Below are 11,903 nucleotides of genomic sequence, written 5' to 3'. Positions count from 1 at the left end.
GGGCGGTGATCGAATGCGGTACAGTAAGGCCTCGCATTGCTGCCCCGACCGAATCGTATTTTTAGGAAAGTATTTTATGCTGGTATATCTGGTGGCGGGTGCCCGTCCGAACTTCATGAAAATTGCGCCCATCGTGCGCGCCCTGCAGGCCCAAACGGTGCTGCAGTTCAAGATCATCCATACCGGCCAGCATTACGACCGCGACATGAACGAGGTATTTTTCGAAGAATTGGGCATTCCCCAACCGGATATATTCATGGGCGCCGGTGGCGGCAGCCATGCACAGCAGACCGCCAAGATCATGATTGGCTTTGAAGAACTGTGCGTGGCCGAGCGTCCTGCCGCCGTACTGGTCGTCGGCGACGTCAATTCCACCCTGGCGTGCTCGATCGTTGCAAAAAAACTCAATATTCCGGTGGCGCACGTCGAAGCGGGTTTGCGTAGCGGCGATATGACGATGCCAGAAGAAATCAACCGGCTCGTCACCGATAGCATTTCCGACTGGTTTTTCGTCACCGAGCCGGCTGCGCTGGCGCACCTCAAGCGCGAAGGCAAGGCCGATTCGGCAGTGCATTATGTCGGCCATGTGATGGTCGACAATGTACTGTTCCAGGCCGAACGCCTGACCCATGCCGATACCAGCACCTACGAAACCGCATCGTTCAAGGCGGCGCAGCAGGGCGCCAAATATGGCGTCGTCACCTTGCACCGTCCCAGCAATGTCGACGACGAATTTAACTTCAGCCGTATCGCCGGCGCCTTGAAGACCATCTCGGCGACGCTGCCGCTGATCTTTCCGGTGCACCCCCGCACCCGCGCCAATCTCGACAAATTCGGCATTGATCTGGGACCGCACATCACGCTGGCGGGGCCGCAAGCCTACATGGCTTTTCTGAATTTATGGAAAGACGCTGCGGTGGTCCTTACCGACAGTGGAGGCTTGCAGGAAGAAACCACGGCGTTGGGCGTGCCCTGCATCACCATCCGCGAAAATACCGAGCGGCCTGTCACCGTCGACGAAGGCTCGAATGTCCTCGCTGGCACCGACCCGCAGACCATCATCGACGAGACCCACAAGATCCTGCGCGGCGAAGGCAAGCAGGGCCGCCGTCCGCACCTGTGGGATGGTAAAGCCGCCGAGCGCATTGTCGCCATCCTGGCCGGTGAGCTGCAAGCCCTGAACGGCTAAAGCGCCGCCACCCGGGCGGGCGGGCCGATCATGGATCGGCCCGCCCGCCGGTACCGTGAAAATTGTCAAAATGAGCAGCTGCGATGAAGGATTTCGTATTCCTTCAGGTATTATTTCGTAAGAAAAATTAGGTCTGCGCGTTCCTCCCGCGGCCGTCACTTAGGGGTTTACATGTCACGTCGCGCTTCCACACGGGCCACCAGCGCCTCCGCCCTGTTGATGTCGGCTTTGCTGCTGACCGGCCTGCCCGGCTGTGGCAAAACCACCCATAGTACGGCGTCGCTGATTGGCGAGGCCGACAGCTACCAGTCAAAAGGGGATAACGCCGCCGCCCTGATCCAGCTAAAAAATGCCGCTTCGCAAAGTCCCGATGATGGCGAAGTGCGCATGCGCCTGGCAACCGTGTATACCGCCGTCGGTGACATTCCTTCGGCCGAAAAAGAGATTCGCCGCGCCATCGCGCTCGGTCTGCCGACCGAGCGCACCGCGCCCGTGTTGGTAAAAATCTTGCTGGCGCAAGAGAAGCCACAAGAAGCACTGGCAGAAAGTGAAAAAGCCAATGCCAAGCCAAGTACCGAACTGACGGCAGTACGTGGCACCGCCTATCTGATGAGTGGTCAGCTGGACAAGGCGAAAGCGGCGTTTGATCAAGTCATTGCAGTGCAGCCGAGCAACGTCACCGCCCTGCTGGGCCTGGCTGGGCTGGCGGTGGCGCGCAACGACATTGCCAGCGCCACACGCTACGCCGATGACGCCATCGCCAAGCATCCTGCCAATACCGATGCGCTGCAGTTCCGCGTATCACTGCAGCGCAGCCAGGGCAAGAATGAAGAAGCGATTGCCACCCTCGCCAAGATCGTCGCCCTCGAGCCAAAGCACCGCAGCGCCTACCTGGACAAGGCCAACCTGGAGATTGCCACTGGCAAAACCGACGCCGCCAAGGCGGACATTGCCAGTGCCGCCAAGATCACCCCAGGTTCGGTGATGGTCAATTATTTGCAAGCACTGCTCGACTTTAACTTGGGCAAATACCAAGCCTCGCTCGACAGCATGCAAAAAGTCTTGCGCGTTGCCCCCGACCATCTGCCGACCCTGTATCTGGCCGCTTCCGCCGAAATGCGCCTGGAAATGTATGACCAGGCCGAGCGCCACTTCCGCAGCTATTTGCTGGCGCGCCCCGATTTCGCCCCCGTGCGCGGCGCCCTCGCCGCCCTGCTGGCCAAAGTACAGCGCCCTGCTGAAGCGCTGGTGGTACTCGATCCCTTGCTCAAAAATGCAGAAGGGAACGCCGAGTTGCTCACCCTGGCCGGGCAAGTCTTTCTGCAAATGGGCGATTATCCAAAAGCGAAAACCTATTTCACCAAGGCGCTGGCGCTGCAACCGAAACAGGCACCGCTGCATATGGGCATCGCGATGACCAAGCTGGGCACCGGCGATACGGCCGGCGCGTTGGTTGACCTGCAACAAGCGATTGACATGGACCCGTCGCAAGAAGATCCCGCCATCTTGCTGGCCGACACTGAACTGGGTTTGCGCCATTTCGATAAAGCCCAGGCCGCAGTCGATGGCTTGCTCAAGGTCAAACCAAACAGCGCCATCGCCCATGATGCCAAAGGCCGCATTTACAGCGCCAGCGGCGACACCGTCAATGCGTACGCCGAATTTGACAAGGCACTGGCCGCCCAGGCCGATTATTTTCTGGCGGCAGGCCATGCCGCCCGTCTGGCCTTGGCCAACAAACAGCCGGAGGTTGCCAAGCAACGGCTGCAAGCGTTCCTGGCCAAGAACCCGACCAGCACCATCGCCATGAGTTCGCTCGCCGAACTGGCGGTGTCGCAAGGCAAACCTGAGGAAGCCCGCAGTCTGCTGGAAAAGGCCGCCATCGAGCAGCCCGACTCCGTGCCCCTGGGCTTGGCACTAGGCCGCCTGTATATGCAGCAAAACGCCGCTGCCAAGGCAGAGGCAGTGGCCAGAAAAATGCAGATTGCTAACCCGAGCGATCCGATGTTGGCCGACCTGTTAGGCCAAGCGCAGGCCGCCAGTGGCAATCCGCAAGGCGCGCTCGAGTCATTCAGCAAGCTGGCCAGCCTCGCCCCCAAATCGGCCCAGGCGCAATACCGGATGGCAGCGATGCACCTGCAGTTAAATAACGGCACCGCAGCGGTCGAGGACTTGCGCAAGGCCGTGGCGCTGCAGCCGAATTTCCACGATGCCAATGCGAAACTGGCGCTGTTGTTGCTGGAACGCGGCGACAGCGCAGACGCGCTGACGATTGCCCGCCAGCTGCAAAAAACTGCCGGTCAGGCGGCCACCGGTCACCTGCTCGAAGGCGACATCCTGATGGTACAGAAAAAGCCTGACTTGGCCACGGCGCAATACAAGCTGGCAATCGGCACCGCCGATAGCGCACCGGTGGCGATCAAACTGTTCCAGTCCATGGTGGCAGCGGGCAAGACCAAGGCGGCCGACGAGTTGATTGCGCAGTGGGAAAAAACCCACGCCGATGACTTGCTGGTGCCAATGTTCCGCGCTGAAACGACATTGAAACGCAAAGATTATCTGGGAGCGGCATCGCAGTTTGAGGCGCTGCTGAAGCGCTCACCCAACAATCTGGCCGTGCTGAACAACCTGGCGTGGACCTACCTGCAGCTCAATGACCCCAAAGCCCTGCAGACGGCCGAGCAGGCCAGCGCCCTCGCGCCGCAACAGCCCGAGGTGATGGACACCTTGGGCTGGATCCTGGTGCAGCAAAACAATACGGCGCGGGGACTGCCGATTTTGCAAAAAGCCGCGTCGCTGGCACCAAAAAATAGCAGCATCCGTGCCCACCTGGCTGCGGCGATGAGCAAGCCGAGTGCCGCCGCGACGGCAAAATAATCGTGATCTGAGCGCTTGCATTGGGATTGTGCGCCGTCAATGTCAACGGCGCGCACTATCACGACACAAGAGTTTCCGCGTGGTAAAATTACTTGCCAGTCGAAAAATACGGTGTTACCATCGAGCGATTGATAGCAAATATGCAATTCTAGACCGCCCCGGATACGACATCTTGGCGGTCAGGGGCGCTTCAACGGGGAGACGATGATGACGACGATGACGCGCGACAATAAACCAGTTGAAATGGTCGGCTTTGACTCGGAAGTTGACCAACCGTTTGCCGATAATACCGTCGGCACAGCGGACGGCGGCACAGAGTGTGCTAGCATCCACGACGTGGCTATCAACAACAAAACATTTGGCATTCGCGTGGCCGATACAGATGAAGGACGCAGTTCTGCCAGCTTGCTGATTAACAAGATGTATGCCTGGCGCGGTTATGCCGGCACTCACAAGGTCGAAGACCGCCCCAATCGCATCACCCTTTCTGCCAATGACGGCGGCGTGGTGCGCGGGACGGTCACTCTGAGCATTGATTCAGAAATCGGTATTTTGGCAGACGAAGTGTTCAAAGATCACATCGACCAGTTCCGCTCGCGCGGCGCGAAGGTTTGCGAGATTACCAAACTTGCATTCGATCCTGCGGAAGGCTCGAAGAAGGCGCTCGCCTCGCTTTTCCATATCCTGTTCATCTACGGCCGCTACCTGCACAATTGCACTGACGTCTTTATTGAGGTCAATCCCCGTCACCGCCGCTATTACGAAACCATGCTGGGTTTTAAGCGGCTGTGCGAAGTGCGCAGCAATCCGCGCGTCAACGCCCCTGCTTACCTGCTGTGGACCAGTATCGACAATGTCCAGCGCGAAATCGAACGGCTGGGCGGCACCAGCAGCAATCCCGGCACCGAGCGCTCGCTCTACCCGTATTTTTTCTCGCCAAGCGAAGAGCGCGGTATTGCCCACCGCCTACTCAACATCGGCTGACACCGTTCCACGACATCAGCGCGCCAGATTGTAGCGCCCCGGCGCGATGATATTGTCCGGATCGAGTTCGGTCTTCAAGGCGCGCACCGTCTCCCAGTAATCCGGCTGTCCTGCTACCATCCCCGCCATCATGTCAGCGCGGGCGCGGTACACTTCCAGGCCAAGCGCGCGAATGCGCTCTAGCAGCGCATCGGCGCAGGCATGGGCGCGCGCCGTGGCGGCGCTGTCGGTGCGGTCAAACAGCAGATTAATCACCGCCACCATCGACGTTGCTGTCTCGATATTGAGGGTCATGTACAGGCGTTGGCCATGGCGCTGGGCGAGCGCCTCCAGATCGGCGATGGTGGCGGCGACGAAAGCGCCTTGCAGCGGCAACGCCGGATTGATGTACAACAAGCCGCAGCTGGACTGGTCAAGCTGTTCGGCCGGCAAATGCGCGGCATTTGCCAGCCACAGCAGATTGTCAATCGCCGCATCCGTGGGCACGCCCAGCGCCAGCCCGTGCAGGGGACGCACGGCGGCGATGGCAGCGGCGCGCGCGCGTGCCGGCCGCCAGAAGCGCAGCGCGTGCAACAAGCGGTAGCCGCGCGCCAGCTTTTGCTCGGTCACCACGGTCACCTTGGCCAGCGATTTCATGCGGCGACGGATTTCCGCCATGTTGGCCTTGACCTGCGCCGCCGTGCCGGTGACTGCGCCGAGGCTGGACCATTCGCCGGGGGCGATGGTGATCAGCACCGCCTGCGCCTCGGCAAGCAGGCGCTCTGGCGCCACCCCATATTCCTTCAAGTAGGCGGTGATGCCATACATCAGTGTCGCATGGGTGCGGGCCTGGTTGCCGAGATGGGTGACCGACTCGACACATCCCTCACGCTTGAGCGCGGCGAGCTGATCGATGAACTGCGGCAGCTGGGCAGGGTCGCGCAAGGACAGCGATAGCGCCACCTGGCACGGCCGCCGTGGCACCAGCCGGAAGCAGGCACTGGTGACGATCCCGAAGTTACCTTGAAAAAACAGACCATCGAGAATCGGGCCGGCGCCGTACGGGTGGCTGTGCGCCAGCGGCGAGTGCTCGCCCAGGCGCCGAAAACCGGTCTGCAGGATCTTGCCTGACCCGCACACCACTTCCAGCCCGAACACGTCTTCCTTGCGTGGCCCGAAATAGCCGACACCACGATCGAGCGCGTTGCCCAGAATACTGGTGGCGCGCGCCGATCCGGTGACATTGAACGTGAGTTCGGGACAATGTGCCTGCAGGTAGTCGTAAAGCTGCTGCTGGGTCACTCCCGGCTCGATCACCGCCACCGGATTGGCCAGCGAAATGGCGCCCGCATTGAGGATGCGGTTCATGCCACTGAGGTCAACCAGCGCGCAACCGGGCAGTACCGGTGACTTGCCGCCGTAGCCAAAATTCAAGCCCGTCGAGACAGGGTACAAGGCCGTGCCGTCCCGCCGCGCCTGTACGACCAGTGCCGCCACCGCAGCGACACTGGTGGGCCGGTGCAGGCCCGCTAGCGGCTGCGCATGACCGCTGATGTTATCGGTGCTGCGAGAAGACGTGGCATCAGTCATGGGAAGGAGCGGCGTCCGAATAAAACCCTATCCTAACCGAAACTGTTCCGTAAAAGCAAAAACCTCCGCCGGTAAGGGCGGAGGTTTTCAGGGCAATGCCTGCGTAGCGGGGCCACGCCTTGGTCATTAACCGCGACGGCGACGGGCGACGCCCAGGCCCAGCAGGCTCAGACCGATCAGCAGAACGCTGGCTGGCTCTGGCACTTCCGACGCCGACGACAGCGACGACTGGGTCACGGTGACGGTGTAGGTGAAGCCAGCACGCAACACGCGCGAATCCGACAGGGCGGTACCGCTCTGGTTGACTTCTTTATTACCAGCGGCGCTGAAGCTGCTGAAGTTGCCATTCAAGATGGTCGGTGCGAATGTCATGCTGATGAAATCAGGATCGTTGCTGCTCAGCTCCAGGATAAAGCTGGTGCCGGCGGTTGCGATGCCTTTGGTGTTGACATTGGCAGGATCAATGAAGACTTTGCGGAACACGTCGTAGCTCAGCGAGAACTGGGCGTTGACCGAACTTCCGACGTCAGCGCCACTGAGCAGCTGGAACGAAGTCGACGACTGCGCTTCCACGCCGTTGTTGATGCTGCCGCTCGCACCACCTTTGTTGGTTGAGGCGGCAACCGACGAATCGGCGCGGGTCAGACCGTTGGCGCCTGGGCCGCTCACGGCGGTACCGGCGATGACCATGTCACCCATTGCAAAGTTCAGGGTTGGGGTCGAGATGTGCGTGTGCAGGTTGTTTTCAGGCTGGGCATCGGTGGTACCGACAGCCTGGCCGCCGGCGGCGTACAGGGCAGCGGCAGCGGCGCAGTCAGGACCGGCGCAGCGATATTTGACGTCGATGGTATCGACGTTGCCGGTGATGCTGCCGTCGCCAGCGCCGATGGCTTGCACGTTGTTGAAGTTGGCGGCTGCCGAACCGGTGCGCTGATCACCAACGATTTTGATGCCGCCAACGATAGGCTGACCAGGGGTCAGGGTGCCGTTGCCGGTGGTTGCGGTTACCAGCGCCAGGCCGGTAATGGCCAGGTCAGCCACGCCCAGGACACCAGCCGAAGCAGGTACGGAGACGACAGCGCTGGCGATGCATGCCGCGAGGAAGATTTTTTTGAGATTCATGGTAAGGCTCCAGGGTGGAATTCGTTGACTTGCTTGTCGGTGTATAAGCAGGTACCGTGCCAGCCAATCTAATATGATTAAAATCAATGAGTTATCCAGGTGTTCCTCGATGCCACATCATGCACTGTAAGATTTCCCGACATTATTGAACGAAAATTAATTTACAGATGCAACATCAGGCTGGACGGATTGATCACCATTCGCTGCGCGAAGCTTGCCAAGCGAATATTGATTGATACCGCGTGGGGCGTCAGCGGCCGGTTGCGCTGCGCAAGCCGATGCCAGCCCCCAAAAACTCACGCTGCTGGCGTGGTCTTGGGAGTAACAAATGCTTTGTGAAAAAGATGGCGCGCCAACATCAGCGGCGGCATGCGCAACCAGTTTCCCCTGACATACAGCAGCCAGCGCGACGCCCGCGTGCCGGTACGATCACAGCTGGCGTGATCAGGCAACAAGGCGCGCTGAAACAACCCATCCATCAGCGCCCGCAGGATGGCGTTCGGACTGCCGTTGGCAGTGGCGGCGGCCATGACGGCGGCCGGTACCGGCGTGCCGAACAGCCAGGCGGCATAGCGCAAGGCATAAAACAGCGGCCGCTGCAATTCGAGGACGACGGCACGCGCCGCCAGCCGCTGCCAGCGATCGGCATCGAAAGCGCGCAGCATGCGGTCGATATCGACCATGTCGCGCAGGGCCTTGTCGGTCTCACCGTCATAAAACAGGTGGGTGGCGCTGTGCAGCAACATGTCGACGGGATCGAGCGTTTGCAAGATCAAGGGCAGATCGGCCGGCACCGTCACCGCCGCTTGACGCAGCAAGCGTGGATCGGGATGGTGGCGCGCGGTCGGTGGCAGGATGGCGTGGTGGACATCGATCATGGTTTGCCGCTTGACATGCTGCATCGGCGGCAACTCGTGCATCCATTCGCGGTAATAGCGCTGATCGTATTCGTCGTGGTGGCCGCCGCGCCAGCCGTGCATCAACAGGGCATGTTCGACCTCTGCCAGTTGTTCTTTCGGCACCAAGATATCGATGTCGGAAAACAAGCGGCCGCGAGCCGCCGCTGCGCCGCTGGCAACATAGGCTGCGCCCTTGAGCAAAATCAGCGGCATAGCGAGCTTGCCCAGGGCGGCGGCAATCTGCGCCACCTCCCAGTGCACGGCATTGGCATGGCGTTCGGCAAGCCGGCGCGCCCATGCCAGGTGGGTGCGCGCCGGCGCCGGCACCTGATCGATCACACCGGCCTCGTCGAGCGCCGCCCACAGGCCGGCACTCAGGTTGGCGGCCAGCGCCTGGCGCAAGATCATGTCCCAGTCGGCCAGGCTGAAAGGAGCGAGGGCGGCGGGCGCGCGCAGCACCCGCACCAGCAAGGGCAGCGGCCGGCTCATGGCTGCGATGGCCGCAACCCGGCGAATATGTCGATCGCTTCGTCGATCACGCTGTAACGAAAACTGAAGGCATCGCTGCGCTCGATCAGCGCCGCCAGTGCATTGAAGCCGTCGGCGCCCAACAGGCTGAAATTGAAGGCGTTGTCGGCCAGCTGCATGAAAGCCCGCGCACGCGCCATCGGCGTCAACACGGCCGCTTCGCCGGCGGCGTACTGCGGAAACACGATCCACGCCGGCCGTGCCGTTTCACCGGCGCGCGCCACGCTGCTGGCCGGCGGCTTCAGGTGCGCCACCGTGCCCTTATGGGTGTAATCGGCGGGCGGACTGAACACAGGCGCCGGCAGGTAGGCGCGCATGATGTCGATCGAGGCATTTTTCAGGCTGATGGGGCGCGGCAACGGCACGATCTGGCCGTCCGTCAGGCGGATCAGCGTTAATTCGTCCGACAGCAAGCGCCAGCCGCGGTGCACCAGCGCGGCGCACAGGGTGCTTTTGCCGGAACCGGGCGGGGCTGGCAAAATCGCCGCGCAACCATCCTTCTCGATGACGGCGGCGTGAATCATCAGGTATTCGTGGGCGCGGCTGGAAACACACCAGTTGAGCATCCATTCGAACATCGCGTAGCCCTGCTCGAACGGCAGCGGCGTGAACGGACGCTCGCCATCATTGGTAAACCGCACTTGCGGACGCCACCAGCGGCGCCAGCCGGTCGAGCTGTGAAAGCCGAGGTGAAAATCGGCAAACTCAGTCGATTCGGCAAGGCTATAGTCGGCATACATCAAGCCGATGCCATGGGCAATCGGCGCATTAACGGCAGCAATGTGGTTAATAAAAGGGCCGGTGCGCAGGTACAGGCCGGGACCGGCCAGGCGCTGGCGCAGCTCGGCCGCCGACAGGCTGGCCACCGTTGTTACTTCGCTCACGCCAGCGCCTCGATCAGTTCGCAGCCAGCCAGTCCGGCCAGCACCCGTTCGAGGGCATCGACTTCGTCGGCATCGTCGAGATTGAATCGACTGGCCAGGGCCGCCGTGTCCATCGGCTCGGCGCTGTTTTGCAGGCACACCAGCACGTCGTAGCCATTCGCGTCGAGCAGGTGGCAGTCGCCTGACAGATTATTGAAAACCACGCATTCGTCGCCCCACTGGCGGCGCAGTACCTGCTGCCCGGGGCGCAGCCGCCAGCGTCGCGCTGGCACTGAGGAAGAGGAAGAAAGCAAAACGTCGACTTGCAGCGAAACTCAGGATTCCATGTAAGTCGATTGCAAATACGTGGTCAGCTCGGCCATGCTCCAGGTGACGGTGGCGCTCGGCTTGTATTGATACTTGCTCTGGATTTCGGTGTACATCGAAATCACGTCTTCCAGGGTGAGGAAACCGATTTTGCCCGACTGCACGTTCATATAGGTGGCGACCAGCGCCGCGCCGAACTTCGAGATATCGTCGGTGTTGGTATTTCCCAGCACGTCCTTGAGCGATGTCGATGCGTAGGTGGCGTTTTTGCACGGGAAGATGTGACCGAAGCACGCACTTTGGCTGCACGGCCAGGCGCCGCTCTTGTACCACGTCAAGGGACCGACACCGGAACAAGCCGCGCTGTCGCTCGGATGCACACTGCCCAGCTTCGACATATTGCGCGAAGGCGACTTGCAGGTCAGCGCCGCCATGCCCGGCTGGCTGACCAGGGTCAGCACCACGCCCGTCGAGCCAAGAGCGGCGGTTTTGGCAAAGCGACGGCGGGCGTTGCCAGCGGCCGACAGCGAAGCGGCGGTATGCTCGGGGACTGCGGGCTTGCCGCCATCGCCTGGGGTTTGTTCTATAGACACGCTCATTCCTTCAAATGGTAGCAGCAGCAGGGAAGCATGAACGCTCTCCCGATTACAGTGTAGCAACAGCGTAGCAATATTCGTTCCAGCTGCCGCCATCCAAAAACTCTGTTACTTTTCAAGGACTTGCAGCGCAACTCCCGACAATAAAATTGCAGGGTGTAAAAATTCTCGACAGCTTAAAAGAAGCTTTCCGGGATCACCAGGACGTCGCCGGGACGCACCGCGATGTTGGCGGAAATGTCGCCATCCTTGATCAAGTCATTCAAACGCACGGGAACTTTTTGCATCTTGCCGTCGACATTGCGAATAATGCTGGCCTTGTTACCGGACGCAAATTCCGTAATGCCACCGACCGCGATCAACACATCCATCAGCGACATATCGCGCCGATACGACAGCGCTTGCGGCTTGGCGGCCTGGCCGATCACCCGGATTTGCTCGCCATAGGTGCCAACAAAACTGGTCACGATGACCGTCACCACGGGCTGCTGGATATATTTGCTCAATGCGGTTTCAATATCGCGTGCCAGTTGCGTCGACGTCTTGCCGCTGGCATCGAGGTCTTCCACCAGCGGGGTCGTGATTTTGCCATCCGGACGCACCGGCACCGACATCGACACTTCAGGATTGCGCCACACCGTGATCGACACGGTATCGCCCGGGCCGATCAGATAGTCGTGCGCAGGCGCGGCTGGCGTCGCCGGGGCTGCCGCCAGGGGAGTGCTGGCGCAACCCGTCAATGCCACAGCGCCGCACAGCATGGCAACGATGGCCAGCGACTTGATGGTGCTTGTTTTAAAAATATTCACGTCAGAATCCCCTAAATGGCAGGCGGCGGCGCGGCGTGCGCGACCACAAATGCGTTTTTGTTAACCGGACTGCACTAGCGAGAGCGCCCGGGAATTGTAATTTAAATACTTTTTAATGCGCTGTATTTTACCCCATCCAA

General features: G+C 60.7%; 10 protein-coding genes. 3 read left to right on the top strand and 7 right to left on the bottom strand.

All coding sequences use genetic code 11. The features are described from left to right. The first annotated feature begins 76 nt into the window (after window positions 1-76). The 3 genes from wecB to ACP7BZ_RS19530 all read left to right on the top strand — a co-directional run bounded on the left by wecB (window position 77) and on the right by ACP7BZ_RS19530 (window position 5,050). On the top strand, window positions 77-1,189 hold the full coding sequence (gene wecB, locus ACP7BZ_RS19540; protein WP_426116237.1) for a non-hydrolyzing UDP-N-acetylglucosamine 2-epimerase: 1,113 nt from the start codon (window positions 77-79) through the stop codon (window positions 1,187-1,189). Window positions 1,190-1,360: 171 nt separating this feature from the next. Beyond that, entirely contained in the window at window positions 1,361-4,066 is a 2,706-nt protein-coding gene (gene prsT, locus ACP7BZ_RS19535; RefSeq protein WP_426116235.1) for an XrtA/PEP-CTERM system TPR-repeat protein PrsT, read from the top strand. A gap of 204 nt (window positions 4,067-4,270) precedes the next feature. Beyond that, window positions 4,271-5,050, top strand: coding sequence for an N-acyl amino acid synthase FeeM domain-containing protein (locus tag ACP7BZ_RS19530; protein ID WP_426116233.1), 780 nt, complete (start codon window positions 4,271-4,273; stop codon window positions 5,048-5,050). 15 nt (window positions 5,051-5,065) lie between these two features. Here ACP7BZ_RS19530 and ACP7BZ_RS19525 read toward each other — a convergent pair whose 3' ends face one another. From ACP7BZ_RS19525 to ACP7BZ_RS19495, 7 genes are all read right to left on the bottom strand, one after another. Continuing rightward, window positions 5,066-6,619: an FAD-binding oxidoreductase gene (locus ACP7BZ_RS19525; RefSeq protein ID WP_426116231.1), complete on the bottom strand. Its 1,554-nt coding sequence runs from the start codon at window positions 6,617-6,619 to the stop codon at window positions 5,066-5,068. Window positions 6,620-6,745: 126 nt separating this feature from the next. Then, window positions 6,746-7,741 (bottom strand): EDSAP-1 family PEP-CTERM protein, encoded by a 996-nt coding sequence (locus ACP7BZ_RS19520; protein WP_426116229.1) that lies wholly within the window; start codon window positions 7,739-7,741, stop codon window positions 6,746-6,748. 296 nt (window positions 7,742-8,037) lie between these two features. Beyond that, on the bottom strand, window positions 8,038-9,129 hold the full coding sequence (locus ACP7BZ_RS19515) for a nucleotidyltransferase domain-containing protein (protein WP_426116227.1): 1,092 nt from the start codon (window positions 9,127-9,129) through the stop codon (window positions 8,038-8,040). Next, complete coding sequence (locus ACP7BZ_RS19510; protein ID WP_426116225.1) at window positions 9,126-10,052, bottom strand: HprK-related kinase A; 927 nt, start codon at window positions 10,050-10,052, stop codon at window positions 9,126-9,128. Before ACP7BZ_RS19510 ends, ACP7BZ_RS19515 begins: the two co-directional genes overlap by 4 nt. Beyond that, a complete protein-coding gene (locus ACP7BZ_RS19505) occupies window positions 10,049-10,324 on the bottom strand; it encodes an HPr-rel-A system PqqD family peptide chaperone (protein WP_426116223.1) in 276 nt (91 codons plus the stop codon). Before ACP7BZ_RS19505 ends, ACP7BZ_RS19510 begins: the two co-directional genes overlap by 4 nt. A 42-nt stretch (window positions 10,325-10,366) precedes the next feature. After that, on the bottom strand, window positions 10,367-10,951 hold the full coding sequence (locus tag ACP7BZ_RS19500) for a hypothetical protein (RefSeq protein WP_426116221.1): 585 nt from the start codon (window positions 10,949-10,951) through the stop codon (window positions 10,367-10,369). Window positions 10,952-11,130: 179 nt separating this feature from the next. After that, a complete protein-coding gene (locus tag ACP7BZ_RS19495; RefSeq protein ID WP_426116468.1) occupies window positions 11,131-11,715 on the bottom strand; it encodes an XrtA/PEP-CTERM system exopolysaccharide export protein in 585 nt (194 codons plus the stop codon). Window positions 11,716-11,903 lie beyond the last annotated feature (188 nt).

It is taken from the genome of Massilia sp. PWRC2, assembly GCF_049896725.1.
Classification (GTDB): Bacteria; Pseudomonadota; Gammaproteobacteria; order Burkholderiales; family Burkholderiaceae_D; genus JAFCUW01.
Note: the sequence above shows the minus strand (reverse complement) of the source record. Positions and strands in the feature narration are given on the sequence as shown.

Excerpts from the sequence above, each read along its gene's own strand:
- wecB (WP_426116237.1), top strand. The coding sequence starts at position 77 with ATGCTGGTATATCTGGTGGCGGGTGCCCGTCCGAACTTCATGAAAATT.
- prsT (WP_426116235.1), top strand. The coding sequence starts at position 1,361 with ATGTCACGTCGCGCTTCCACACGGGCCACCAGCGCCTCCGCCCTGTTG.
- ACP7BZ_RS19530 (WP_426116233.1), top strand. The coding sequence starts at position 4,271 with ATGATGACGACGATGACGCGCGACAATAAACCAGTTGAAATGGTCGGC.
- ACP7BZ_RS19525 (WP_426116231.1), bottom strand. The coding sequence starts at position 6,619 with ATGACTGATGCCACGTCTTCTCGCAGCACCGATAACATCAGCGGTCAT.
- ACP7BZ_RS19520 (WP_426116229.1), bottom strand. The coding sequence starts at position 7,741 with ATGAATCTCAAAAAAATCTTCCTCGCGGCATGCATCGCCAGCGCTGTC.
- ACP7BZ_RS19515 (WP_426116227.1), bottom strand. The coding sequence starts at position 9,129 with ATGAGCCGGCCGCTGCCCTTGCTGGTGCGGGTGCTGCGCGCGCCCGCC.
- ACP7BZ_RS19495 (WP_426116468.1), bottom strand. The coding sequence starts at position 11,715 with ATGCTGTGCGGCGCTGTGGCATTGACGGGTTGCGCCAGCACTCCCCTG.